The organism is Amycolatopsis sp. Hca4, from assembly GCF_013364075.1.
Taxonomy (GTDB): domain Bacteria; phylum Actinomycetota; class Actinomycetes; order Mycobacteriales; family Pseudonocardiaceae; genus Amycolatopsis.
In genome coordinates this window covers 4,504,736-4,528,731 of record NZ_CP054925.1, presented here as the reverse complement: position 1 = coordinate 4,528,731, position 23,996 = coordinate 4,504,736, and the positions used below count along the sequence as shown (strand labels likewise).

Genomic DNA, 23,996 nt, shown 5'->3' with positions numbered 1-23,996 from the left:
GACCGGTTTACCGTTGTGGGTGATGATGTTCGAACGCGCGTTCGAGTACGTTGGCTGTCATGGACGCGAACCGAGTTTCGGCAAAGTCAGGGTCACCGCTGCGGTGGTCAACCAGCTCAGCAGATCGGCGAGGGGAATGCGGGAAAGCCGTTCCGGCCACTCTTCCGCGACGGTGTGGAGCACGAGTTCGCCGTGCCGGGGTGCCACCTTCGTCAGGGTCAGCCCCGGCGGGAGTTCCGGCAGCGGCAACACGATGGGGTGAAAGCGCTTCGGCGGGCGTAGTTCCCGCTGTCCGATGTGGAGGGTCCGCGGGTGGAGCACGACGGCGTCGTCCTCCACCCGGGCTTCCAGGGAAAGGTGGCCCCAGTGGGGTTTCCTGGCCCAGTGGATCCGGAGCAGTCCGTTGTCCGCCGGCGCGGCCACGATCCCGGGCCGGACCTGTGCCACCCGTTCGCGGAGCACGTCGGCGGAGACGGCGATCCGCAGGTCCACGCGAGCCGGCTTGGCGGAGGGAGTGGGAAGCGAGCGCAGGCGGACATCTTCGGCGAGCACGGTGACCCGCCGCAGCGGAATGCGGCCCCCTCCGGACTCGGGCCAGTCGACATCCTCGGCAACGATGCGCACGTCGCCGAGCCGTCCGGTGGCCAGCCGAAGACTGTCGGCGGGGTAATGGAGCTCGGCGAGGGTCAGGCCGACTTCCCGGTCCCCGACCTTGGTGGTCAGCCGCCGCCCGACAAGCTGTTCGGTGACGGTCCGCGCGAGGGCAGCGGGCGTGACGGGGACGTTCGGAAGAAGCGAACGCCCGGCAGCAGCGAGCCCGGCCAGCTCGGGCCAGGGTGACCAGCCGTCGAACCACCTGCCGTCGCTCATCGGTCCAGTGTCGCCGAAGGCGGGGAAGGATGCCGGAAGGAGGCCACAAAAGGGTCGTTGCTCACTTAGCGGCGATAGCCCGGGTGGTTGATGGAATCCTGTCGGTCGCGTCGCGGTTTCAGCTGCTCTTGGCCGGCGACGGCACCTGGGACACCGTGGTGCAGCGCCTGCTCGCCGAAGCGGAGGCGGCCGTTTTGGTCGACTGGTCGGTGTCGGTGGATTCCACGATCGCGCGGGCGCATCAGCACGCCACGAACCCGTTCCGCAGGGGCTTGGTCGAACTACGCGGATCTGCTGAGCGAGCCGCTTGATCACGCGATTGGCCGCTCCCGCGGCGGGTGGAGCACCAAAGTGCACTATCTCGTCGATGGGAATGGCCGACCGCTGGTGACGTTGGTCGGGCCCACTCAAGCCGGGGAAGCGCCGATGTTCCCCCACTTGATGCGGCATCTACACGTCGCTCGGCGCGGTCGCGCTCGAACCCGACCGACCGTGTCCGCGGCGACAAGGCCTACTCCTCCAGAGCGATCCGCGGACATTTGCGCGACCGCGGCATCGCCGCCGTGATTCCCGAGCCCGCTGATCATGTCGGGCCCCGCAAACGCCGCGGTTCCCGCGGCGGCCGCCCACCCGCGGTCGACTACCGCGGCCGCTACGTCGTCGAAAGACGGTTCAACCTGCTCAAACAGTGGCACAGCCTGGCCACTCGCTACGACTGTGAGGATGACCTGGTGCCGCCTGGTGCTCGGTCTGACCCGCGCTACGACGGGCCTATGGTGCCTTGAGTTTGATCCGTCGACTCGGGTTCCGGGCGGTGCTTGCTGCCACCGGACCAGCGGGACGTGTCCCGATAGGGGCCTTGCCGCTAACAAGGCGCCATCACAGTCCTGACCGTTCCTGCCGGCCCGGCGACGGCCATCCGTTCCCGAGCCCTCAGGAGCCGAACAACCGTGCCCAGCATGACCCACCCCGCAACGATCAGCCAAGACGACAGCTCACCCGAAGTGATCCTTGGCGTCGACACGCACAAGGACCTCCACGTCGCCGCCGTCCTCAGCATGCACGGTGCTCTACTCGTCAGCCGGAGCTTCCCGACCACCGCCGAGGGCTACCGCGATCTACTGGACTGGGCCCTCGCCCAGGGCCGGGTACGGCAGGCCGGAGTGGAGGGAACCCATTCCTATGGCGCCGCGCTCACTCGTCATCTTCGAGGGGCCGGCATCGATGTCATCGAGGTCAATCAGCCGGACAAGGCCCACCGGCGACGCCGCGGCAAAACCGACGCCATCGACGCCGAAACAGCAGCCCGAGCGGTCCTGTCCGGCCGAGCCACCGCCCTCGCCAAGTCCGGCGACGGCCACGTCGAACGGATCCGCCTGTTCAAGCTGGCCAAAGCCTCGGCCACCAAGTCACGAACTCAGGCGATCAACCAGCTCAAGGCCATCCTCGTCGGCGCCGACCCTTCGCGACTCGATGACCGGACTGAGCAACCCCAAACTCGTCCACCGATGCGCCGACCTCAACCCGAGCCACCCCGACACACCAGCGGCACGCGCTGCCTACACCCTGCGACTGCTGGCTCGCCGGATCATCGAACTCACCCGCGAGGTCAACGACCTCAACCAGCGAATCACCGACGCCATCAATGCCCACACACCCGAGTTGCTCCAGCGATACGGCGTCGGTCCCGACACTGCCGCAGCCCTGCTCCTCGCCGCCGGCGACAACCCACGCCGGCTCACCAGCGAAGCATCCTTTGCGGCACGCTGCGGAGCCAGCCCCATCGAGATGTCCTCCGGCAAGACTCAACGCCGCAGACTCAACCGCGGCGGCGACCGTCAAGCCAACTCCGCCCTCTACGCGATCGTCATCGCAAGACTTCGCTGGGATCTGCGCACCCGCACCTACGTCGACCGACGCGTCCACGAGGGCAAGACCAGACGCGAAGCGATCCGCTGCCTCAAGCGCTATGTCACGCGCGAGCTCTACGAACTCATCGCCCGAACATCACGCCACACCAGCCCCCCAGCGACCACTTGACATCGATAGGGGCATCAAACTCGCCATCGTCGACCGATCAGCGGTTGTCCTGCACGCGGTGATCACCTGGACCAAAGCATTGTCAGACACGCCTTAGCGGCGATAGTTCGGGTGGTTGATGGTTTAGCCGTCGCAGACGATGGCCGGACAGGATCCTTCGCACCGTGGAGCGGCTCATCCCGGGTAGGTACGCGATCTGTGCGGGCTTACACCTGCGGATAGCCCGGATCTCGAGGACTCGCTATTCGGTTTGCGTTGTGTCCGAGCCGAATTAGCGTGCAGGCGACTGGCCCGGTCGGTGTCCTCGGCCACGTATCGGGTGTGGCGGTTGGGATCAGGGAGGGGATTTGCTCAGGTGACAAGTGCCTGCAGGGCAGCGGGTGTGGCTGCTGCAATCCCACCTGGGTCCTGGCGTTCCCGCCAAGCGGCAGCCGTCCGGCGGCGCGGTACTCCTCGCGCAAAGTCGCCGACTTGCCGGTGACGGGAGTTGGCTGAATATGACCCTGGGGCAACCGACAGCGGTTCTCACTGCAGCAGTCAGTCCGCAGCAGGGAGCCGTTTCTCTCGCAGCAGCACCCGATCGAGCGACGCACGCTGGCCGGCATCGACCTACCGGCAGCCAAGTGGTGAGCCGCCTGCCGCCGCTGGAGGGGGGCAGCGACAGCAGGCGGCAGCACTGAGGGCGGCGTCGCCCGTCGGTCACCGGCCCGCGAAGCGGGCGATGATGCCGGTGACGACCAGCCAGAACACCGCGGCCAGGCCGTAGTCGAGGATCACGGCGAGGCTGGGGCTGTCCACCGGGAACAAACCGGGCCAGAACAACGCGAGAGGAACCGCCAGTGACTTGATGAACTGGAAGAAGGCGTTGCCGGCGTTCGCGCCCGCGAGCACCATGATCATGTAGAGAACTTCGATCCCCGCGAAGATCGCGCCGATCGCCGTGATGACCCGCACGGCCGTGTTCCGTCTGGTAGTGGTTCGCCAAGGAGACATGCCGCGAAAATTCCCGGATCGGGTGACAGATCAAACGCTCCAGACGCAAGATTGCGCCGTTCGGCCGCTCCCGGTTGCTCTCCGCCGCCCACCCGGCACGCGGGGTGACCAGTCCGCCCTGGCTGTGATGTCCAGGGAGTTGAGGTGACTGGTGACAGCCCTGTCGTGCAGACAGGTGAAGGCCTCCGGATGTGAAGTGGAGTTGCCGAGGAACCACATCACCTGACGGAGGCCGCCGGTCACCCGCCTGACCAACACACCTGACCGAGCAGCCGGGCAATCGCCCAGTCCTGCACAGCGAGCCCGACGGACTTGAACACCGTTCGCCCATCCACCACCGGAGGCCGACGCAGAGCCGAACCCAGCTCGATCAGCTCACCCCGCTCCAGAAAACCAGCGTCGACGGCGTGGATCACCTCGCCCGCCTCGGCCAGCGCCGCCTCGGCCTGATCCACCACCACGCACCCCGCGGTGGCCAGCAACTCCGCGGGCAACTCCCGCATGGACGGCAGGTACGACCCGATCGCGTTGACGTGCACCCGTTCCGGCAAGTCCTCGACACCGAAGAGAGGAGTACTCGATGAAGTAGCGCAACAGACGATCTCCGCGTCGGCCACCGCATCCGCGGCGCTCGAAGCCACCCGCACCACCACGTCCGGGAACTCGGCTCCCAACCGCCCGGCCAACGCCGAAGCGCGCGCGGGGGACCGGCCGAACACCGCCAGCCGGCGGACCGGGCGCACGGCCGCCACGGCACGCACCTGGTCGGCCGCCTGGGCGCCGGTGCCGAGCAACGCCAAGCGGTTCGCCTCGGGCGGGGCGAGCAGGTCCGTGGCCACGCCGGACACCGCGCCGGTGCGCAGCGTCGTGACCTCGACGGCGTCGGCGACCACCTGACCGGCCGCGGTGTTCCACACCAACGTCCCGAGGATCATCGGCGTCCGGCCGGGAGTCAGGTTGAGCGTCTTCACCACCGTCGTCGACGTCGGCGTGTGGCAGGCGCTCATCACCAGCGTCGTGCCGCCCGCGAACGACAACCGTTGCGGCACCACGAAACGGCCGGCCGCGAGGTCGAGGAACGCCTCTCGCACCGCGTTCACGGCGGCGGTCATCGGCACCGCCGCGCGGACGGCGTGGGCGTCGAGCATGCGCGGCCCCTCCGGTGTCGGTCTGCCGCTAGCCTGGCGGCATGGCCGAGACCGTGCAAGAGGACCGGCGGTTCCTCCGTGACGACTGGTACGGGGAGGAGATCAGCGGGCGGCACTACGTGCGGTGCGAGTTCCACGAGGTCGACTTCTCGGAGGCGGTCACGCGGAACGCGGTCTTCACCGACTGCGTCTTCGGCAACGTGCGCTTCAACGCGTCCCGGCATACGGACTCGGCGTTCACCGGCTGCTCTTTCCGGCGGTGCACCTTCTTCGACGCCGAATTCACCGGGTGCAAGCTCGTCGGCGCCACGTTCACCGAGTGCGAGCTGCGGCCGCTGCGGGTCACCGGCGGGGACTGGTCGTTCGCCGGGCTGGCGGGGGCCGACCTGCGGGCCGTCACCTTCCAGGGCGTCCGGATGCGCGAGGCCGACCTCACCGGGGCGAACTGCGCCGGCGCGGTGTTCGCCGACGTCGACCTGTCCGGGGCGTCGCTGCACGCCGTCAAGCTGGCGAAAGCCGAGCTGCGGGGCAGTGACCTCTCCGCGCTCGACCCGCTGGACGCCGAGCTGGCCGGGGCGATCGTGTCGCCCGAACAGGCTGCGGTGCTCGTCACGTCGCTGGGGCTGCACGTCCGGGCGTAGGCTCGTCGCGATCGGGAAGGGAGAGCCGCATGGGTGTCGTGACTCCGGGGTTCCAGGGCCGGGCGCGCAGCGGCAACCCGCGGCTGCCACCCGGGCAGTACCTGGCTGAGGACTTCCCGGTGCTGTCGGCGGGCCCGACCCCGCGCGTGCGCACCGAGACGTGGGAGTTCACCGTCACCACCGAGACGGGCGAGAAGCACACCTGGAGCTGGGCCGAGCTGATGGCCCTGCCCAGCGAGAAGCCCACAGTGGACATCCACTGCGTCACCCAGTGGTCCAAACTGGACACCCGCTGGCGCGGCGTCTCGGTCGACACGCTGGTCGGCGGGCTCGCCACCGAGGCCGACTACGTCATGGTGCACGCCTACGGCGGGTACACGACGAACCTGCCGCTCGCCGACCTGCTCGACGGCCAGGCGTGGGTCGCCTACGAGTACGGCGGGAAGCCGCTGACCCCCGAGCACGGCGGCCCGGCGCGGCTGCTCGTGCCGCACCTGTACTTCTGGAAGTCCGCGAAGTGGGTGCGCGGGCTGGAGCTGAAGACCCGGGATGAGCCGGGCTTCTGGGAGAACGCCGGCTACCACGACTACGGGGATCCATGGCGCGAACAGCGGTATCAGGGCGACTAGCCTGGCGGGTCGCCCGCCTGGCCGAATTCCGCGACGAGACGCCGACGGCGCGCACGCTCGTCTTCGACCTTCCTGGCTGGCCCGGGCACCTGGCCGGCCAGCACGTCGACGTCCGGCTCACCGCCGCCGACGGCTACCGGGCGCAGCGCAGCTACTCTCTCGCGGCGCCCGCGGACGGCGACCGGATCGAGCTGACGGTGCAGCGCGTCGCCGACGGCGAGGTGTCCGAGCACCTTACCGGGCCGTACGCGATCGGCGACCCGGTCGAGATCCGCGGCCCGATCGGCGGCTGGTTCGCCTGGCGGCCCACGGACCCGGCCCCGGTCCTGCTGGTCGCGGGCGGCTCGGGCATCGTCCCCCTGATGGCGATGGTCCGCGCCCGCCGGGCGGCGGGCGTCCGCACGCCGTTCAAGCTGATCTACTCCCTGCGCACCCCGGCCGAGCTGTACTACGCGGACGAGCTGCGCACGCCGGTGGCGGGCCTCGACGTCACCTACGTCTACACGCGCGAGCTGCCGGAAGGTCGCCCGGGCCTTCCGCGCCGCATCGACGTGGCGACGATCAACACGGCGGGCTGGCCGGCGGAGTTCGGCGCGTCCTGTTTCGTCTGCGGCCCGACGGGCTTCGTGGAGACGGTGGCCGACATCCTGGTCGCCCTCGGCCACGACCCGCACCGCATCCGCACGGAACGCTTCGGGCCCAGCCGCGACTGAATGCCCCACAGGCATCCGATGACTAGGTGAGATCTAGCCCCGCTGAGCGGGACTTTATCGACATCCTGCGACAAGAGATCCTATCTTTGGCCCATGCTGACCAAGTGGGGCTCGACGCGGCGCCGCACCGTGGTGACCGTTCTCCTCGGCGCGGGCGCCCTGCTCGCCACATCCGGGCCGGTGGCCGCGGCCACCTCCGACCAGGACGTCTACGTCTCGCCCGGCGGCTCCGACCGGGCCTCCGGCGCGGCCGCCCATCCCGTCCGGACCCTCGACCGCGCCCGCGACCTCGTGCGGCAACGCGCATCGCACCTCACCCGGGACCTCACCGTCCACCTCGCGCCCGGCGTCTTCCGGCTGGCCGCCCCGCTGCGGCTCGACGCGCGGGATTCCGGCGGCAACGGCCACCGCGTCATCTGGCAGGGCAGCGGTGACACCGAGCTGAACGGCGGCGTGCGCGTCACCGGCTGGCGGCCGGTGGCCGGCCGTCCGGGCCTGTTCGCCGCGCCCGCGCCCGCCGGGCTGGACAATACCCGGCAGCTCTACGTCGACGGCGTCCGCGAGCAACGCGCCCGCGGTCCGCTGCCGGTGACCGTCAAGGCCACCGCGACCGGCTACACCGCCGACTCCGACACGCTCGCGCACTGGCGCAACCCGAAGGACATCGAGTTCGTGTACGTCTCGGGCGAGGCGCTGTGGAACGTCCAGCGCGACGGCCTCGGCCAGTGGACCGAACCGCGCTGCCCGCTCGCCGCCGCCGAGGGCACGACGATCACCATGGCGAACCCGTGCTGGGACAACTCGACGAAACGCGTGCTGTTCCCCGACATCCCCGGCCGCAGCGTCAACATGGTCGGGCCGGCCGACCTCACCAACGGACGCCACCCCACCTACGCCGAGAACGCCTTCGAGCTGCTCGACACCCCGGGCGAGTGGTACCTCGACCGCTCCGCCCACGTCGTCTACTACCTGCCGAGGCCCGGGCAGGACCTGCGTCGCGCGGACGTCGAAGTGCCGGTGCTGGAGAAGCTCCTCGACGCGAAGGGCACGGCCGCCGCGCCGATCCACGACGTCGCCTTCCGCGGCCTGCGCTACTCCTACGCGACCTGGCTGACGCCGTCGTCGCCCGAAGGGTTCTCGGAAATCCAGGCGGGCTACACGATCACCGGCGCCGACGGCTGGGCCGTGCAAGGGCTCTGCCAGTTCGTCCCCGGCGGCACCTGCCCGTACGCGTCGTGGACGCGGGAGCCGGCCAATGTCTCCGTCTCGCACGGCCGCGGCATCGAATTCGCCGACAGCGTCTTCGCCCACCTCGGCGGCGCCGGGCTGGACCTGATCGACGGGACCAAGGAATCCCGGGTGCGCGGCGACGTCTTCACCGACATCTCCGGCAACGGCGTGCAGATCGGCGGCGTCGACAAACCGGTCACCGACACCGACGCCGACGTCGTCCGGGACGTCCAGGTCACCGACAACCACCTCTACGGCCTGCCGCGCGAATTCCACGGCGGCGTGCCGATCGTCAACGGCTACACGGTCCGGAACACCATCGCCCACAACCAGATCGACCACGTCGGCTACTCGGCGATCTCGGTCGGCTGGGGCGGCTGGCCGGACAAGATCAAGCGCCCGGCGACGCCGAACCTGTCGCACGACAACGTGATCGCGGACAACCTGATCTTCGACTACATGCAGATGCTCGACGACGGCGGCGGCGTGTACACCCAGAGCATCACGGGCAGTTCCCTGGACGACGGCGAGAAGGTCACCGGCAACGTGATCCACGGCCAGTGGGGGCTCGGCAAGGGCGTCTACACGGACAACGGCAACACGTACGAGACGATCCGCGGCAACGTCCTCTACGACATGGCGTACTTCAACGTCGGAACGGTCCACGTCGACTACCGGGACGACCTGGGCAACAACGACCCGACGCTGACCGAGGGCAACTACTGGCAGCAGGGCGACCGCGACAAGACGGACAAGGGCGCGATCACCCGCGGAAACCACCTGCTCCCGAACCCGGCGGCGGCACCGAAGGAGATCGTCGCGAACGCGGGCCTCGAACCGCCCTACCGAGCCTTGCTCACGCGCCGAATCGGTGGCCAGGCCCCCGCCGAAGCACCATCGCGAGTGGGAACGTTCGCGGTGGCGGGCAAGCTGTACGCCACGTGGAACCCGACGTTCGCCTTCAACAACGCACCGGTGACGCAGTACGTGCTAATGGCATCGGGCGGCGGCAAAACCCACACGACGACCATTTCCGCCGCCGACTTCGCCAAGCGCGCGTACGCGGAAGTGCCGGGCCTGACGGACGGAACGCCGTACACGGTGACGGTCGCAGCGCGCAACGCGTACGGAACGAGCGAGCCATCACTACCGGCGGCCCCGGTGACCCCGGGCCCGAAAACGGCGGTGCTGCCGGGAATCCCGACGAGCGCCCGAGCACTGCCGAGCACAACGGCGGCCGCAATCCGCTGGAACCCCCCGCCGGCGGCGGGCGACACCCCGGTCCTGGCGTACGTGATCACGGTTTCCGACGGCCGCACGATCCGCGTGGAGGGCCGCGACGCCCTGGTGACCCAGCCCACGGTCAAGGGAATGACCAGGGTGGTGGACAACCTGAAGCCGGCAACGGACTACACGTTCACGGTCGCGGCCATCACGGCAACGGGAACCGGCCCAGCGGCAACGTTCACGGCCACAACGGCAGCGGCCTGACCTGAGCGGGCCTCGTTGTCCACAACCGACCTGCGGTGTGGACAACAAGGCCCGCTCACGCTTGTTCCCCGGCTTTTCGTCGCCCGCCGCCGATAGACTGGAATCGGGGGGCGCCCCCATGTGGTGGTCAAGCCGCAGCGGGGACTTGAGTCGGCTCGGAATGCGGTAGTGAGTGCCGTTGCAAAGCATGGCGTGGAGGACGTCGCGGCGGCAGGCCAGGCAGATCAGCGCGGCGTGGTGCCGGCGCGACTGAGCATGCATGGGTCATCCGATCGGGTGAAGCCTCGTTCTCGGGGTAAACCGACTTTCGTTTCCGGCGTGAACCACTCGCCGGACGTACCCCAGCGAGAGGAACGCGCATGACCAGGCTCAGCAGGTCTGCAGTACGGCTCAGGGCCGCCACGGTCTGCGGAATCGCCGCGATTTCGATGGTCACCGGGGCGGGCGTCGCGTCGGCGACCAACCCCAGCGACGCGCCGCCCGGGTACGCCGGTCCGTTCTCGTACTGCAAGGGCAGCCGGTACGACTCCATTCCGCTGGGAAACGGCCACGCGTACATCGACATCTGGCGGTCCGCCGAGGGCAGCGGCACCTTGTGCGCGATGACCTACGACGTCCAGGAAGGCCGTCACGCCATGGCGGTCTACATCCGCCGCGAAGACTGGAAGACGGACTGGTACGACCTCGGCAATTACGACAGGTACGCCGGAGCCATCTACGTGGGCGGCACCGAAATCCACTGCGCGTACATCTCGGGGTGGGTGAACGTCGATGGCCAGTACTACAACGGCGGGGGTGAGAAGAAAATCTGTTCCTGATCGCCCGCTCCCGGTGCGCGGAGCTGGGGGCGCCCCGGGCGCGACGAACCTAAGTCGCGTCCGGGCGGGAAAGCAGCTCCCGCAGCGTTGCCAGCAGCTCGCGCCGGTCCGCCGCCCCGAGCTTCCCCCGGATCCGGGCCATGTGGTGCTCCACCGTCTTGCCCGAGATGAACAGCTTGCTGCCCGCCTGCTTGTACGTCAGCCCGTCCACCACCAGCCGGGCCACTTCCAACTCTCGCTCGCTCAACGCCGCCAGACCCGTCCCCGACGCCGGCTCCGGGGACGTCCCCGGCTCGCGACGGGCCGCCGGGCCCTGGAACTGGCGGGCCGCCTCCAGCAGCTGGACCATCGCCTTGCGATCGGACGTGCGGATCGCCGCCTGGCCGGCCAAGCGGGCCGCGTCCCAGCGGAGGCCCAGGTCGTGGAGCTCCGCCGCCGCCGCCGTTATGGCGTCCGGGTCGAACGTGCCGCTCAACACCGCCAGCCAGCCCTGGGCCGCCGTGGCCAGGGCTCGCGGGTGGCGGCCGCAGTGGGCGTGGGTGGTCAACGTGGCCAAGTGGGCCTTGACCGCGTCCGCGTCCTCCAGCGTGATCGCCGCGTGAAGCTCGTGCCAGACCAGTGACACCGTCCACAGTGGAGGCTCGCCGAGGCGGGCCAGCAGGCCGTGGGCGCGCTCGAACTGTCCGGAAAGCTTGGCGAACGCGCCGGTGCGGGCCGCCGCGATCGCCAGCTCGCCCAGGGGCAGCAACGTGAACAGGTCCGTCTGCTGCCGCATCGACGCCTGGTACGCGCGGTTCCACGACCGCTGCAGCCCCACCAGGTCACTGGCCCGCCGGGCCAGCCCGAGCTCCAGGGTCGCGAAGAACAGCTCGTCGCGCGCTTCCAACGACCGGCCCGCCACGGCGTTGCGGTGCTCCGCCGCCGCGGCCAGGTCGCCCGCCGTCATCGCGACCCAGCCCAGCAGGAGCCGGTGGCGCGCGGCCAGGAGGTCGCCGCCCGTTCCGCCGTCCAGCGCCCTGGTGAGCACGGACTCCGCCAGCGCCAGCTCGCCGGTGTGCACGGCGACCAGCGCGGCCAGCGCCGCCGGGCTGTCCGGCAGCAGCATCCCGCCGAGCGCCGGCTCCAGCATCGCGGCCGCGCCGAGCAGGGTCGACAACGTCTCCGTCGCGCAGCCGGACACCGAATCCACGATGCCGCGGGCCATCCGGGTGGCCGCGCCGGCGAACAACGTCGGCGCCACCCCCGGCGTGGGGGAGTCGAGCAGCCGCCGGGCGCCCTCGATGTCGCCCGTACCGACCAGTGCCGTCGCCGAGAACGCGTCCGCGCGGCCCGCCCAGTGGTACAGCTCCGCGCTGCGGGCCAGCTCGCCGCGGTGCGCCAGCACCGTGGCCGCGATTTCCGCGCCCGCCGCCCGGGTTTCCGCGTCGGCCGCGCCGAGCATCCCGTCGCCGAGGCGCAACGCCGTGTCGAGGTCGCCGGACAACGCCGCCGCGCGCGCCCAGCCCGCGGTGACGGCCGGGGACCGGTCGCCCGCTTCGGCGGCGGCTTCGAACAGCTGCGCCGCCAGCCGGGCGTCCGCGGGCAGCGCTTCGCCCGCCGCCGCGGCGAACGCGGCCGCCGCCGACGCGCCGGAACTGCCCGTGCCGAGCAGGGACCGGGCCAGGTCGAGCACCGGGAGGCCGTTCGCCAGCTGCAGCTCGACCAGCCGCTGCACCGTCGTCAGCCGCCGCGCGGGTGGTCCGAAGTCGCGGACGGCGGCCGCGGCCAGCGGCAGCAGCGTGTCGTCGGGGGCGAGCAGGCCGGTCGCGCGGGCGCCTTCGACGATGGACGGCAGCTGGTCGGGGCGCCGGTCGAGCAACGCGCACAACAGGTCGAGGTTGCGCCCGGCACCGGCTTCGGCCGCGATCAGGTAGCGCAGGACGTCGTCGTCGAGCTCGTCGAGCTCGGGCCGGAACTCCTCCAGCCGCCCGCGCAGCGCGCGCTCGGCCAGCCGCGGCACCCCGCCGCTGCGGGCGTGCAGCTCGGCGGCGGCCGCGGGGTCGGCAGGCGCCCCCGTCACCGCGGCCATCAGCCGCGCCACTTCTTCGACGCCGAGCGGGCCGAGCTGCAGCAGCGTCCAGCCGGGCGCCACCGCGGCCGGCCGGTGCGCGACGACGATCGGGCCGTCCGCGCCGGCGAGCAGCTCCTCGAGCTGGTCGGGGCCGAGCCGGTCGGCGTCGTCGACGAGCACCGCGTCGACACCGGCTTCGCGGTAACGGCGGTCCAGCGCGGCGAGCAGCACGCTCTTGCCGTACCCGCCGGGGGCCACGACGGCGACCCGCAGGGGAGCGGCCGGCTCGGCGGCGATGCGGTCGAGCAGCTGCCGGGCCACCGGGTGCACGGGGACGGTGTGCGGCGCGGGGACCTGCGTGAGCAGTGTGTTCAACAGTGACCTTCCCCGGAGGGGACGCAGTGGGTGGGGGCGGGGGCCGGGGTGGGGCCGGCGGTGGCTTCGCGGGCGGTGACGGTGATCACGACGGCCGAGACCGCCGCGGCGAGCACCAGTACCGCGGCGGCGAGGGGGCGCCGCCGCCGGAAGAGGGTGAGCGGGCCGGTGCGCTCGGGCAGCTCGAACGGCGTGATCTCGACCGGCGGCCGGGGCGGCCGCTCGCCGAGCTCACCGAGCGTGTCCACCTTGGGCAGCAAGGTGGTTTCGACGGGGGGCGGCTCCTGCGGCGTCCCGCGGCCCTCGGCGCGCAGCGCCGCGAGGGCGGCCGCACCGAGCGCGGCGGTCGCCGGCGGAACCGGTCCCGCGAACACCGGGCACGGCGGCCGGGCCGGCAGCGCGTGCGGGGGACGTCGCCGCAGAACACCACGCCGGCCAGCCCCTTGGGGGATGTCGAGGCCGCTCCGGCGAGCGCGAACAGCGTGCTCAGCGCGGCGGCCGGGGCCACGCCTTCGGCGGTCTGGCCGGGCTGCCAGCCGCCGGCGCCGCTCGCCGTCGCCAGCGTCACGTTCACGCCGTCGGTGCCGAACTCGCACACGCCGGCGACCTGGGCGCCGGGACCGGGGACGGGCAGGTGCGCGCCGAGCGCGGCGACCGAGCCGGGGACCAGCGTCACCGCGGTGAACCCCGCCTCGGCCAGCGCCCGGCGTAGCACGTCACGGCGGTAGCCGCCCCAGTCGCCGGGGTGGGTCAGCACCAGGTGCTGCGGGGGCCCGCCGAACAGGTTCGCGGCGTGCTCGGCGATCCCCTCGACGAGCACGGTGGTGAGCGTTTCGGGCGGGAACGGCTCGCCTTCGACGAGCACCGGCACGTCGTCGCCGATCCGCCGGTGGAAGCCGGTGAGCAGCCGGGACGGGACCTGGGCGCCGGCCTGCGCGGCCGCGTCCCCGGTCAGCAGGTACCCCTCGTCGTCGAGGAACAGCGCGGACGCCGCGGCCGGGGACCGTTCGCCCAGCCAGAGGGGTTCGGGCTCGCTCCAGCCGGGGCCCTGTCGGCGGCAGGTGGCGGCGTGGGTCCGGCCCTGGGCCACATCGATCCCGAGGACGTAGGGCAACGGCGCTTTCCTCCTCACCTCGTGGCGGCCGATCGGGGGCACGGAATCCCCCTAGGGTTCGGGGCATCCTCACCCAAACGGGTTAGTCAGGCAAGGGTCTGGAGGGATTTAACCCAACTGAGCGCGTCTCGGATGAGCCCCTAACTCCCTAACGATGACATATCGATCCCCTATCGGCTGACCGGACCGCGACTCGGAGTGATCCCCGATGTGCGCTGGGGGACGGTCTCCCTACCTTGATGACGGAGCAGCGGTCCCTGCGGTCGCTGCCGTCCCCCGAACCACCGGACCAGGAGAAACTCCATGGAATCCGTGCAGACGTTGCACGACTTCGCCCTGAACCTGCTCAACGACCCGACCGCGCTGGCGGCCTTCGGGACGGACCCGCAGGGCGCCCTCGCTGCCGCCGGCCTCGGCGACGTCAGCGCCGCCGACGTGCACGAGGTCCTCCCGCTGGTGCTCGACTACGTGCCGGTCGACAGCCTCCCGGCCGTGGGCGGCCTCCCCGTCGTCGGCGACCTGTCCCCGGTCGGCACCGACGCCCCGGGCATCCAGGGCGCGATCGACCAGCTCACCGCCCTCACCGCGGGCCTCGGCCTGCCGGCCACCTCGGACCTGCCGGGCGTGGGCGACCTGACCGGCGAGCTGCCGGGCGTCGGCGGCCTCGGCCTCCCGGCCGTCGGCGACGTCACGCACACCGTCACCACCGTGACCGACGTCACCAACACCGCCGCCGGCGTCACCGCGCTGGCCGGCAACGCGACCGGCGCCTTCGGCGTGGCGGGCGACCTCGGCTCGAGCCTGGACGCGGTCCAGGTGGCCGGCAACCTCGCGTACTCGGTCACCGACGTCAACCACAGCGCCGCCGTCGGCGCCGTCGGCGAGGTCAGCCACCTCGGCGAGAGCGTGCTGGGCAACGTCTCCAACAACGCGACCGCCCCGGTCTACGAGGCCACCTCGCACGTCGGCGACGTCAGCGGCGACCTGACCCACACCGTGAACTCGGTCGTGGGCAACGTCGGCGACTTCTCCGGCATCCTCAAGGGCGCGGGCGACCTCGACGTCAAGCACGTCACCGGCGAGGTTGCCGGCGCCGTCCACGGCCTCGGTGACGTCACCAACACGGTGACCTCCGCCACCGGCATCAGCGCCGACCACAACACCGTCGGCAACGTCGGTGAGCTGGCCTCGGGCAACGGCACGGCCGTCCACGACGTGGTGTCCGACGTCGCCGACGTCAGCCACAACGCCCTGGGCAACCTGCACCTTGGCGACATCGCCTCGGGCAACGACATCCACATCGGGCACTGATCCCCGAACCGGTCACCGGTGCCCGTCCCGCGGTCTGGGTGCAGCCGCGGGACGGGCACCCGGTGTGCGTACGGGGAGTGAACCGGGGACACTCGTCCATCGTGACCGCACCGGCTTGGCTCGAAGTGCTCAACGAGACGCTGGACGCGTGCCGCACGCACGGCCGCGCCGATCTCGCCGAGCGCCTGCGCAGACGCCGGGACGCCCCGCCGGGGCAGATCCGGCTCGGCGTGCTCGGTTTTCCCAAACAGGGCAAGGGTTACCTGCTCAACGCGGTGCTGAACGCGCCGGTGTGCGCGGTCGGCGACGCCGCGACGCCCGCCGTTCCCACCGAAATCGCCTACTCGCCCGAACCCGCCGCGACCCTGGTCGGCCGCTCTCGCGAACGGATCCCGGTCGCGGTCGAACGGCTCACCGGCGAGCTCGGCGCCCGGCCGGCCGGCACGCTCAGCCGTGTCGAAGTCGGCGTGCCGCGCGAACTCCTCTCGGCCGGCCTCGTCCTGGTCGACACCCCGCCCGTCGGTGACCCGCGGTCACCGCGCACGGCCGCGGCGCTGGACCTGCTCGCCGAAGCGGACGCGGTGATCCTCGTCTCCGACGCGACCGCGCCGCTGAGCGCCGCCGAACTCGCCCTCGCCCGGCACGTGCGGACCTGGTGCCCGCACGTCGTGCTGGCGCTCACGAAGATCGACGCCTCCCCCGGGTGGCGCGCGGTCGCCGAGCGCAACCGCGCGATGCTCGCCGAGGCCGGGATCGATGCGCCCGTCCTGCCCGTTTCGGCCGTGGTGCGCCAGGCCGCGGCGAAGACCGGTGACGCGGAACTCAACGCGCGCTCCGGTTTCCCGGAACTGCTGGCCTGGATCGCCGAGCAGGCCGCGCGCCCGCCCGAGCAGTCCCGCGCGCTGCTGGCCGCGGTGGGCGTGCGCGCCGCCGCGGCCGAGCTGGTGGAGTCCCTGCGCGACCGCATCGACACCGTCGCCCAGGACGCCGGGCTCGGCCAGGCCGCGCTGCTGCAGCGGGCCCAGCGCCGCGCCGACGACCTGCGCCGGCAGAACACCCGGTGGCAGAACCTGCTGTCCGACGAGATCACCGACCTGCTGTCCGACGCCGAGTACGACCTGCGCGAGCGGACCCGCAAGATCGTCACCACCATCGACCGGACCTTCGACGAGGGCGATCCGGCGAAGGTGTGGGACGACTTCGCGCCCTGGCTGGACAACGCGCTGGCCGAGGCGGTCGACGTCAACTACACGTGGCTGGCCGACCGGGCGGAGTGGATCGCGCAAGCGGTCGCGGCGTGCTTTGGCGCCCAGTACGACCGGGCGCTGCCCGACCTGCGGCTCGACGGCTCCGGCGTGGAGCACCTCGACGACGTCGGGCGGCCGAAGATCGAGAAGTTCAAGATCGGCCAGCAGGCCTTCACCGGCCTGCGCGGCTCCTACGGCGGCGTGCTGATGTTCGGCCTGGTCACCAGCCTCGCCGGGCTCCCGCTGATCAACCCGGTCTCGATCGGGGCGGGCGCGGCCTTCGCCGCCAAGACGATCAAGGACGAAGGCGGGATGCGGCTGCAGCGGCGGCAGGCCGTCGCCAAGCAGGCGGCGCAGCGGCACGTCGACGACGTCTTCCTCAAGTTCAGCAAGGAATGCCGTGACGCCGTCCGCGTCGTCCAGCGGCGCCTGCGCGACCACTTCACCGGGCTGGCCGAAGAACTCGCCGACGAGCTGACGCGCGAACGCGAGACGATCCTGGCCGGCACCGCCGAGCGCGAACGCCGGACCGGGCACATCCGCCGTGAAATCGACCGGCTCGCCGCGCTGCACCAGCGCGCGGGCGAACTCGGCACGATCGCCGGACGGCAGCAGCGGCGGGAGCTTTCGGCGTGACCCAGGACGTCCGCGACCTGCTGCACGCCGCGACCGGGCTCTACCGGGACGACCCGCGGGCTTCGGCGGTGCTGCTCGACTGCCTGAACCGGCTGGAGCAGCCGCTGCGCGTCGCGTTCACGGGGGCGCCGTCATCGGGGAAGACGACGCTCGCCGCCGCGCTGGGCGAGTGGCCGACGCGCGCGTTGCGCGATCTGGTGCTGCTCGACGACCCGGGCCCGGCCGACGACGTCCCGGACGCGACGGTCCGGCTGGTCCGCCACCTCGAGCCGGACGAGCTCGCCGCGGCGCACCCGCCGGGCGGCTCGGCGTTCGCCCGGCAGAGCGCGGTGAACTCGGTGCTGGTGCTGTCCCGGGCCGACGAGGTCGGCGCGGGCCGGATCGACGCACTGCTCACCGCGAAGCAGCTCGCGCGCCGCGCGTGGCGGGAAGACCCGCTGTGCACCGGGTTCCTCGGCGTGATCGCCGTCGCCGGGCAGCTCGCGTACGGCGGCCGGTCGTTGCGCGACGACGAGTTCGACCTCCTGGCGGCCTTCGCGGCGGTGCCGCGCGAAGAGCTCGAACGGCACGTGCTGTCGGTGGATTCGTTCACCGACCCGGCGTTCCCGGGCCCGATCCCGGTCGAGACGCGGCGCTCGCTGGTGGTGCGGTTCGGGATGTTCGGCGTCCGCCTGGCGCTCACGCTGATCCGCACCGGCTGCGACGACCGCGTCAAGCTCTCGGCGGAACTGGTGCGCCGCAGTGGGCTGGGCGAACTGCGGGACACCCTGGCCGGGTGCTTCGTCGCGCGGGCGGAGGCACTGCGGGCACGCACGGCGATCATCCGGCTGGAGGCGCTCCTGGCGGCACACCCCCGCCCCGGCGGCGACCGGCTGGTGTCCCGGGTGGAGCGGTTCGCCGCGGCCGCGCACGACTTCCGCGAGCTGCGGCTGATCGCCGACATCCGCGGCGGCCGGACGGCGCTGTCCGGCGAACCCGCGGAGGAGGCGGTCCGCCTGCTGGGCGCCCAGGGCACGGCCCCGGCCGACCGGCTCGGCCTGGAGCCGGACGCGGACCCGAACGAAATCTACGACGCGGGCCTGGACGCCCTGCGGCGCTGGCGCCACGAAGCCGAGCGCCCGGACCGCCCCCACGCCGAGCGCACGGCGGCGCACGTGGTGGTGCGGTCGGCCGAGGGCCTGCTCGCGCTGTTCGGCTAGAGGACGGCGGTCACCTCGATTTCGACGAGGTGCTCCGGCACGTCCAGCGCCGCGACGCCGATGAGCGTGGCGGGTGGCTTCGCCGTCGTCCCGATCTCGGCGCTGCCGCGGGCGATGCCGTCGAGCAGCGCGGGCATCTTTTCCGGCGTCCAGTCGACGACGTAGCAGGTCAGTTTCGCGACGTCGTCGAACGATCCGCCGGCCGCGGCCAAGGCGGCGGCGACGTTGACGTAGACCTGCTCGACCTGGTCGGCGAGGTCACCTCCGGTCTCCCAGGCGACTTGCCCGGCGATGTGGACGAGCTTCGTCCCTTCGGCGACGGCGACCTGGTGGTAGACGTCGACCTCGGGCAGCTCGGGCGCGTTCAGCAGGGTGACCGGCATCTTTCCTCCATGCTCTCTTGTGGTTACTCAGGAACCGTAGGAGAGTGTTGGACCATGCGGAAGAAGGCACTTTTCGGTGACGGGGTAACCAGATGGTGACCAAGCAGGACGCGGACCTCTCCCGCGCGGATTCCCTGGCGCGCGAGATCTTCTCGGACGTCGCCAACAAGTGGGCCTTCCTGATCATCGAGACCCTCGGCGAACGCACGCTGCGGTTCAGCGAGCTGCGCAACGAGGTCGCCGGCATCAGCCACAAGATGCTGACGCAGAACCTGCGCATGCTCGAGCGCAACGGACTGGTCGAGCGCGAGGTGCACCCGACCGTGCCCCCGCGCGTCGAGTACACGCTCACCCGGCCCGGGCAGGGGCTGCGCGCGACGGTCGACAGCATGTGCGGCTGGACCCAGCGGTTCATCGAGGACATCGAAGCCGCGCGGCACCGCTTCGACCGCTGACGGGGTCAGGAAAACACCGGTCGGCGGGCCGGTGTGCGACCGGTTGTCCGGTGTTGACGCCCGCCGGGGCGGCGGCGCACCATAGAGCGGTCTATGGTCCAGTGCCGGTCCGGAGGGAACGCCCATGCCCGAAGACGTCCGCCCGCGGATCCGGCTGTTCGGCGAGCTCCTGGCGCACTGGGCCCGGGAACGGCCCGCCGACACCGCCCTGATCTTCGGCGACCGGAGCTGGACCTGGGCGGAGTTCGACGAGCGGGTCCGGCGGCTGGCCGGCGCCCTCGCGGCCGCCGGCATCGGCCGGGGCGACCGGGTCGCGTTCGTCGACAAGAACCACCCCGCCTGTCTGGAGACGACCTTCGCCGCCGGCGCGCTCGGCGCGGCCGACGCGGTGGTGAACTGGCGGCTTTCCGGCGACGAACTCGCCTACGTGCTCAAGGACGCGGGCGCCAAGGTGGTCTTCGTCGGCGCCGAGCTGCGGCCCGTGCTCGACGCGATCCGCGACCGGCTGCCCGCCGTGGAGCGCGTGATCGTCGTCGGCGGGGACGCCGACGAGTACGAAGCCTTCCTGGCCTCCGGTGCGCCGCACCCCGGATCCGATGTGGACACCGACGACGGCGTGCTGGTCATGTACACCAGCGGCACCACCGGCTTCCCGAAGGGCGCGGTGCTGACCCACCGCAGCGTCCTCGCGCACGGCCTGGCCGCCGGGACGGCGTTCCCGATCGGCCCCGGCGACGTCAACCTGGTCGCGATGCCGCTGTTCCACGTCGGCGGCAGTTGTTACGCGGTGTCCGGGTTCCTCTACGGCGAACCGTCGTACCTGACCCGTGAGCCGGACGCGGCTTCGCTGTTCGCCGCGCTGCAGGCCGGGATCACGCACGCTTTCCTGGTGCCCGCCGTCGTGGCCGGGATCGCGCAGGCCGGCGAGGCGGCGCTCCAGGCGTTCTCCCGGCTGAAGTACCTCTGCTACGGCGCTTCGCCGATGCCGCTCCCGCTGCTGCGCACGGTGCTCGCCGCCTGGCCGGACGTGAAGTTCGCCCAGGTGTACGGCATGACCGAGCTCTCCGGCGCGGTCACCGCCCTGGACCCCGAAGCGCACCGCGACGAGTCGCGCCCCGAACGGCTGGCCTCGGCGGGCACCGCACTGTCCGGAGTGGACATCCGGATCGTCGACCCGGTCACCAAGGAGGACACCGCGGACGCCGAAGCCGGCGAGGTGTGGGTGCGCACCGAGCAGCGGATGGCGGGCTACCTCGGCAAGCCGGAGGCGACCGCGGAGACCATTGTGGACGGCTGGGTCCGCACCGGCGACGTCGGCCGCCTCGACGACGGCGGGTTCCTGTTCCTGGAAGACCGCGTCAAGGACATGATCATCACCGGCGGCGAGAACGTCTACTCGCCCGAGGTCGAGCGCGTGGTGGCGGAGTTCCCCGGCGTGGCCGAGGTGGCGGTGATCGGCGTGCCGGACGAGCGGTGGGGCGAGCAGGTCAAGGCCGTGGTCGCGGGCGAGCAGCTCGACGCGGAGAAGATCGTGGAGTTCTGCCGCGAGCGCCTGGCGCACTACAAGTGCCCGCGCAGTGTCGACGTGGTGGACGCGCTGCCGCGCAACGCGACCGGTAAGATCCTCAAGCGTTCGCTGCGCGAGCCGTACTGGCGGGACCGGGACCGGAACGTCTGATGCCGACGGCAACCCGGCACGCGTACTTCGAGGCGGCGCTGGACGTACTGGCACGGCACGGGTTCACCGAGCTGAACGTCGGCGCGCTGTGCCGCGGCCTCGGCGTCACGAGCGGCTCGTTCTACCACCACTTCGGTGGCTGGCCGGGGTTCGTGGCGCAGCTGCTGGACCACTGGGAGAACCGCCAGGTCCGCATCCTGCGGGAGCAGGGCTTCGGCACGGGCGGCCCTTCGGCGGATTTCGCGGCGCTGATGGATTTGACGCTCGGCCTCCCGCACGAGGCGGAGGCGGCGATCCGCGCGTGGGCCCGGAACGACGAAACGGTGCGCGCGGCGCAGAAGCGTGTGGACGACGCCCGGTTGCGGACGGTGGGGAAGGCGGTGGAGGCGATCGTCGGCGACCGGGAGCTGGCCCGGACGTTGACGTCGTTGGGGATGGCGATGCTGGTGGGTCACCAGCAGCTGGCGTCGGCGGGGGAGCACGGTGAGCTGACGGAGCTGCTCGCGGAGTACACGCGGCTGGTCCATTCTCGCGGGGCGGTTGGCGAGTTGTGATGCCCGGGGACAGCACAAGCCGCCGATCACCCGGCTGATCGACTTCTCGGATATCACGGCTGGCCCAGCTTCGCCCGCACGTCCGCCAGCGCGAAGCCGAGGAGGTTGAGACCTGGCCACGTTTGTGGCTTCGCTGCCCGCGGGTCGTCCGCCGGCAGGCCGATGCCCCACACCCGGTCCATCGGACTCGCCTGGCGAGCTCGGTTCGGGTTGGCTCGGCCGCGGAACGGGCTGAGCAGCCCCCGATTTCCACGCTACCGCAGGGCACCGACAGTTTCGAACCGCTCAGGGCCGGATACGGTCGCCTGCCACCCGGTCGGCTTCGGCGCGCAGTGTTTGGGCCGAGGTCGGGCCGCCCTGGTCAGCGCCCGGCCGATCCGGCGAATCCGCCGCCCGGCTGTGGCTTCCTCGCCGAAGCCGCCTGCTTCTCGCCGCGACGGCAGATCCTGCCCGAACCTTGTGGACAACCGGCCCACGGCACTCCGCGGGCCGCGGAATTGTCGGTGCCCTGAGCTAGCGTGGATTCGGGGGCTTCTCAGAACGCCGCACGAAAATCAGCCGCGCTCGCTGATGAAACCACCGGCCCGCGCCGAGGGGCTCGCCAGCTCACCCACGCGAAGGCCGTCCCGCACCCGAATAACCGGCTGCGGGACGGCCCCGCAATCAAGCCGCCACGTAATTGCCGCTCAGGATCAGCAACACCTGGAGCGTGATCCCCGTCCCGTAGTAATCCGTCGCGTCCGGTGACCAGGACGACACCGCCGTCCACAGCTTGTCCAGCCACGCCTGGCTGCCCGAATCCGTCATCGCCGCCACCGCGAACGGGGCCGTGAAGCACGGGTGCTGGCCGCTCTCCGTCTTCGAACCCGACAGCGAGTAGCCGCTCTGGATCTTCGCGGGGTCGCCGCCCGTCGCCGACTTGATCCACGTGTTCATCTTGCGGACCTGGGCCGCCGCCGCGCTGCCGGAAAACGAGATCGCGTCCGCGCCGAGGCGCCACGGGTCGCGGCAGGCGTTCCAGCTGTACTTGCCGTCGTTAGGGCCCTCCAGGAAGTTCGACGGTGCCGGCTTCGGGGTCGAGTTCGTGTTCACCACGAAGTCCGGCAGCAGCCCCGTGTTCGGCGCGTACGACGACTGCAGCTGGCTCACCGCCGTCTCCGAGCGGGTGCGGACCGACGTCCAGAAGCTGTCACCGGTCGCCGCGGCGAACGCGCGGAGGTGGCCCGGCATCCAGTCCGACGAGCGGGAGCTGTTCTTGTAGTCCGCGTCGTTGCCCCAGTCGCCCAGCAGGGTGAACTTCGTCGTGCCGTTGACTTCGCTCTTCTTGATCGCGTTGATGATCCGGACGGCCTCGGCCTTGTAGTTCACCGAACCGCCGCTGCCCCACTTCTTGTCCGCGATCAGCAGGCCGTAGGCGATTTCGAGGTCGCCGTCGGTGGCCGAATCGCTGCCGTTGACGCTCTTGCAGTTCGAATCCTGCTCGGCCGCGTGCAGGTCCTTGTTGTTGACCGACGGGTGCGCCTTCACGAACTTCAGGATCCCGTCGACGATCGAGCGCGCCTGCGGGTCCTTCTCCGCCATCATCGCCGAGATCGTCACGCCGTACCCCTCGCCCTCGGCGACGAAGGAGTGGTCGGCGTCCTTGGACAGCACGGCGTAGGTGCCGCTGCCGCACTTGGTCGTCAGGAAGTTCTTCTTCCAGAAGTCGTAGTACTTCTGGAGCGCGGCGTCCTGCGTGGCCTGCGAGACGGACGGCCGCAGCGTTCCCGGCACGTACGGCGTGCCCGCCGCGGACGCGGCCGTCGGCACGCTCAGCAGCCCCGCGGCGAGCGCGGCCGAAACCACCACCGCCCGGACGACTCTCTTCATGGCTCCTCCGTAAGACATCGTGGGCTGCGGCGAAGGTGTTCGAAGCCTGACAGAAGGTTCAAGACCAGGTCAAGAGTGTTAGGAAACTTTCCTTACTATGACGCACAGTGGGTCCCACGGCGCCGCACGCACCCGGACGGACTAGCGTGGCGGGCATGGAGATCGATCGCGGCGAAAGCTTCCGCACGTTCTGGACCGAGCGCCGGCTGGCCACCCTCACCACCGTCCGGCCGGACGGCACGCCGCACGTCGTCGCGGTCGGCGTGACCGTCGACTTCGAGACCGGCATCGCCCGGGTGATCACCCGGGACGGCTCGGTGAAGGCCCGGCTCGCCCGGAAGGCGGGCGCCGAAGGCCTGGCGGCCGCGGTCTGCCAGGTCGAAGGCCGCACGTGGTCCACTTTGGAGGGACGGGTGGTGCTGCGGGACGACCCGGAATCGGTGCGCGACGCGGAAAACCGGTACGCGGCCCGCTACCGGGAACCCAAGCCGAACCCGCAGCGGGTGGTACTGGAGATCGCCGTGACCCGGGTGCTCGGCAACGCCTGAGCCC

At 71.3% G+C, this 23,996-nt stretch carries 22 protein-coding genes and 2 pseudogenes; 16 read left to right on the top strand and 8 right to left on the bottom strand.

Annotated features, from left to right (window positions below; translation table 11 throughout):
• Nucleotides 1-57: 57 nt before the first annotated feature.
• Nucleotides 58-870 (bottom strand): LmeA family phospholipid-binding protein, encoded by an 813-nt coding sequence (locus HUT10_RS19770; protein WP_176172585.1) that lies wholly within the window; start codon nucleotides 868-870, stop codon nucleotides 58-60.
• Between the two features lie 83 nt (nucleotides 871-953).
• On the opposite strand from HUT10_RS19770, the gene HUT10_RS19765 reads away from it, so the two are divergent.
• From HUT10_RS19765 to HUT10_RS50055, 4 genes and pseudogenes are all read left to right on the top strand, one after another.
• Nucleotides 954-1,181, top strand: coding sequence for a hypothetical protein (locus HUT10_RS19765; RefSeq protein WP_176172584.1), 228 nt, complete (start codon nucleotides 954-956; stop codon nucleotides 1,179-1,181).
• 27 nt (nucleotides 1,182-1,208) lie between these two features.
• Nucleotides 1,209-1,655, top strand: coding sequence for a transposase (locus HUT10_RS52250; RefSeq protein WP_176172583.1), 447 nt, complete (start codon nucleotides 1,209-1,211; stop codon nucleotides 1,653-1,655).
• 174 nt (nucleotides 1,656-1,829) lie between these two features.
• Nucleotides 1,830-2,264 (top strand): annotated as a pseudogene (locus tag HUT10_RS52245) (transposase); the annotation flags it as partial.
• Nucleotides 2,265-2,343: 79 nt separating this feature from the next.
• Nucleotides 2,344-2,910 carry a transposase gene (locus HUT10_RS50055; RefSeq protein WP_217709625.1) on the top strand — a complete coding sequence of 189 codons (567 nt, stop codon included), beginning with the start codon at nucleotides 2,344-2,346 and terminating at the stop codon, nucleotides 2,908-2,910.
• Between the two features lie 699 nt (nucleotides 2,911-3,609).
• Here the strand turns inward: HUT10_RS50055 and HUT10_RS19750 are convergent.
• A complete protein-coding gene (locus HUT10_RS19750) occupies nucleotides 3,610-3,864 on the bottom strand; it encodes a hypothetical protein (RefSeq protein ID WP_003083120.1) in 255 nt (84 codons plus the stop codon).
• A 278-nt stretch (nucleotides 3,865-4,142) separates the two neighbouring features.
• A complete protein-coding gene (locus HUT10_RS19745; protein ID WP_176172582.1) occupies nucleotides 4,143-5,051 on the bottom strand; it encodes an ornithine cyclodeaminase family protein in 909 nt (302 codons plus the stop codon).
• Nucleotides 5,052-5,092: 41 nt separating this feature from the next.
• On the opposite strand from HUT10_RS19745, the gene HUT10_RS19740 reads away from it, so the two are divergent.
• From HUT10_RS19740 to HUT10_RS19720, 5 genes are all read left to right on the top strand, one after another.
• Nucleotides 5,093-5,692, top strand: coding sequence for a pentapeptide repeat-containing protein (locus HUT10_RS19740; protein WP_176172581.1), 600 nt, complete (start codon nucleotides 5,093-5,095; stop codon nucleotides 5,690-5,692).
• 29 nt (nucleotides 5,693-5,721) lie between these two features.
• Nucleotides 5,722-6,321: a sulfite oxidase-like oxidoreductase gene (locus tag HUT10_RS19735; protein WP_176172580.1), complete on the top strand. Its 600-nt coding sequence runs from the start codon at nucleotides 5,722-5,724 to the stop codon at nucleotides 6,319-6,321.
• Nucleotides 6,291-7,034 carry a ferredoxin reductase gene (locus tag HUT10_RS19730; RefSeq protein WP_176172579.1) on the top strand — a complete coding sequence of 248 codons (744 nt, stop codon included), beginning with the start codon at nucleotides 6,291-6,293 and terminating at the stop codon, nucleotides 7,032-7,034. Before HUT10_RS19735 ends, HUT10_RS19730 begins: the two co-directional genes overlap by 31 nt.
• Before the next feature lie 93 nt (nucleotides 7,035-7,127).
• Nucleotides 7,128-9,755 (top strand): fibronectin type III domain-containing protein, encoded by a 2,628-nt coding sequence (locus tag HUT10_RS19725; protein WP_176172578.1) that lies wholly within the window; start codon nucleotides 7,128-7,130, stop codon nucleotides 9,753-9,755.
• A gap of 359 nt (nucleotides 9,756-10,114) precedes the next feature.
• A complete protein-coding gene (locus tag HUT10_RS19720) occupies nucleotides 10,115-10,573 on the top strand; it encodes a hypothetical protein (RefSeq protein ID WP_176172577.1) in 459 nt (152 codons plus the stop codon).
• A gap of 49 nt (nucleotides 10,574-10,622) precedes the next feature.
• Here HUT10_RS19720 and HUT10_RS19715 read toward each other — a convergent pair whose 3' ends face one another.
• Nucleotides 10,623-12,998, bottom strand: a complete 2,376-nt coding sequence (locus HUT10_RS19715) for a helix-turn-helix transcriptional regulator (protein ID WP_176172576.1) — start codon at nucleotides 12,996-12,998, stop codon at nucleotides 10,623-10,625.
• 85 nt (nucleotides 12,999-13,083) lie between these two features.
• Nucleotides 13,084-14,112 (bottom strand): molecular chaperone DnaK, encoded by a 1,029-nt coding sequence (locus HUT10_RS19710; RefSeq protein WP_254896936.1) that lies wholly within the window; start codon nucleotides 14,110-14,112, stop codon nucleotides 13,084-13,086.
• A 303-nt stretch (nucleotides 14,113-14,415) separates the two neighbouring features.
• Here HUT10_RS19710 and HUT10_RS19705 point away from each other — a divergent pair, with 303 nt between their 5' ends.
• From HUT10_RS19705 to HUT10_RS19695, 3 genes are all read left to right on the top strand, one after another.
• Nucleotides 14,416-15,423: an IniB N-terminal domain-containing protein gene (locus HUT10_RS19705; RefSeq protein ID WP_176172575.1), complete on the top strand. Its 1,008-nt coding sequence runs from the start codon at nucleotides 14,416-14,418 to the stop codon at nucleotides 15,421-15,423.
• A 101-nt stretch (nucleotides 15,424-15,524) separates the two neighbouring features.
• Nucleotides 15,525-17,306, top strand: coding sequence for an isoniazid inducible protein IniA (locus tag HUT10_RS19700; protein WP_217709624.1), 1,782 nt, complete (start codon nucleotides 15,525-15,527; stop codon nucleotides 17,304-17,306).
• A complete protein-coding gene (locus HUT10_RS19695) occupies nucleotides 17,303-18,505 on the top strand; it encodes a GTPase (RefSeq protein WP_176172573.1) in 1,203 nt (400 codons plus the stop codon). Before HUT10_RS19700 ends, HUT10_RS19695 begins: the two co-directional genes overlap by 4 nt.
• Here HUT10_RS19695 and HUT10_RS19690 read toward each other — a convergent pair.
• Nucleotides 18,502-18,888: a RidA family protein gene (locus tag HUT10_RS19690; RefSeq protein ID WP_176172572.1), complete on the bottom strand. Its 387-nt coding sequence runs from the start codon at nucleotides 18,886-18,888 to the stop codon at nucleotides 18,502-18,504. The genes HUT10_RS19695 and HUT10_RS19690 overlap by 4 nt on opposite strands.
• A gap of 92 nt (nucleotides 18,889-18,980) precedes the next feature.
• Here HUT10_RS19690 and HUT10_RS19685 point away from each other — a divergent pair, with 92 nt between their 5' ends.
• The 3 genes from HUT10_RS19685 (at nucleotide 18,981) to HUT10_RS19675 (ending at nucleotide 21,575) form a co-directional block, all read left to right on the top strand.
• Nucleotides 18,981-19,343 (top strand): helix-turn-helix domain-containing protein, encoded by a 363-nt coding sequence (locus HUT10_RS19685; protein ID WP_176172571.1) that lies wholly within the window; start codon nucleotides 18,981-18,983, stop codon nucleotides 19,341-19,343.
• Nucleotides 19,344-19,467: 124 nt separating this feature from the next.
• The gene (locus tag HUT10_RS19680) at nucleotides 19,468-21,021 is read left to right on the top strand and encodes a long-chain fatty acid--CoA ligase (protein ID WP_176172570.1); all 1,554 of its coding nucleotides are present in this window, start codon (nucleotides 19,468-19,470) and stop codon (nucleotides 21,019-21,021) included.
• On the top strand, nucleotides 21,021-21,575 hold the full coding sequence (locus tag HUT10_RS19675; RefSeq protein WP_176172569.1) for a TetR/AcrR family transcriptional regulator: 555 nt from the start codon (nucleotides 21,021-21,023) through the stop codon (nucleotides 21,573-21,575). Before HUT10_RS19680 ends, HUT10_RS19675 begins: the two co-directional genes overlap by 1 nt.
• Before the next feature lie 53 nt (nucleotides 21,576-21,628).
• On the opposite strand, the pseudogene HUT10_RS19670 reads toward HUT10_RS19675, so the two are convergent.
• Nucleotides 21,629-21,769 (bottom strand): annotated as a pseudogene (locus HUT10_RS19670) (NADAR domain-containing protein); the annotation flags it as partial.
• Nucleotides 21,770-22,238: 469 nt separating this feature from the next.
• Nucleotides 22,239-23,444 (bottom strand): glycosyl hydrolase family 8, encoded by a 1,206-nt coding sequence (locus HUT10_RS19665; RefSeq protein WP_176172568.1) that lies wholly within the window; start codon nucleotides 23,442-23,444, stop codon nucleotides 22,239-22,241.
• A 155-nt stretch (nucleotides 23,445-23,599) separates the two neighbouring features.
• Between HUT10_RS19665 and HUT10_RS19660 the strand changes: the two genes are divergently transcribed.
• On the top strand, nucleotides 23,600-23,992 hold the full coding sequence (locus HUT10_RS19660; RefSeq protein WP_176172567.1) for a TIGR03618 family F420-dependent PPOX class oxidoreductase: 393 nt from the start codon (nucleotides 23,600-23,602) through the stop codon (nucleotides 23,990-23,992).
• Nucleotides 23,993-23,996: the final 4 nt, after the last annotated feature.

Coding starts and splice junctions, on each gene's coding strand:
- HUT10_RS19770 (WP_176172585.1), bottom strand. CDS start 870: ATGAGCGACGGCAGGTGGTTCGACGGCTGGTCACCCTGGCCCGAGCTG.
- HUT10_RS50055 (WP_217709625.1), top strand. CDS start 2,344: ATGACCGGACTGAGCAACCCCAAACTCGTCCACCGATGCGCCGACCTC.
- HUT10_RS19745 (WP_176172582.1), bottom strand. CDS start 5,051: ATGCTCGACGCCCACGCCGTCCGCGCGGCGGTGCCGATGACCGCCGCC.
- HUT10_RS19740 (WP_176172581.1), top strand. CDS start 5,093: ATGGCCGAGACCGTGCAAGAGGACCGGCGGTTCCTCCGTGACGACTGG.
- HUT10_RS19735 (WP_176172580.1), top strand. CDS start 5,722: ATGGGTGTCGTGACTCCGGGGTTCCAGGGCCGGGCGCGCAGCGGCAAC.
- HUT10_RS19730 (WP_176172579.1), top strand. CDS start 6,291: ATGGCGCGAACAGCGGTATCAGGGCGACTAGCCTGGCGGGTCGCCCGC.
- HUT10_RS19725 (WP_176172578.1), top strand. CDS start 7,128: ATGCTGACCAAGTGGGGCTCGACGCGGCGCCGCACCGTGGTGACCGTT.
- HUT10_RS19720 (WP_176172577.1), top strand. CDS start 10,115: ATGACCAGGCTCAGCAGGTCTGCAGTACGGCTCAGGGCCGCCACGGTC.
- HUT10_RS19705 (WP_176172575.1), top strand. CDS start 14,416: ATGGAATCCGTGCAGACGTTGCACGACTTCGCCCTGAACCTGCTCAAC.
- HUT10_RS19690 (WP_176172572.1), bottom strand. CDS start 18,888: ATGCCGGTCACCCTGCTGAACGCGCCCGAGCTGCCCGAGGTCGACGTC.
- HUT10_RS19685 (WP_176172571.1), top strand. CDS start 18,981: ATGGTGACCAAGCAGGACGCGGACCTCTCCCGCGCGGATTCCCTGGCG.
- HUT10_RS19680 (WP_176172570.1), top strand. CDS start 19,468: ATGCCCGAAGACGTCCGCCCGCGGATCCGGCTGTTCGGCGAGCTCCTG.
- HUT10_RS19675 (WP_176172569.1), top strand. CDS start 21,021: ATGCCGACGGCAACCCGGCACGCGTACTTCGAGGCGGCGCTGGACGTA.
- HUT10_RS19665 (WP_176172568.1), bottom strand. CDS start 23,444: ATGAAGAGAGTCGTCCGGGCGGTGGTGGTTTCGGCCGCGCTCGCCGCG.
- HUT10_RS19660 (WP_176172567.1), top strand. CDS start 23,600: ATGGAGATCGATCGCGGCGAAAGCTTCCGCACGTTCTGGACCGAGCGC.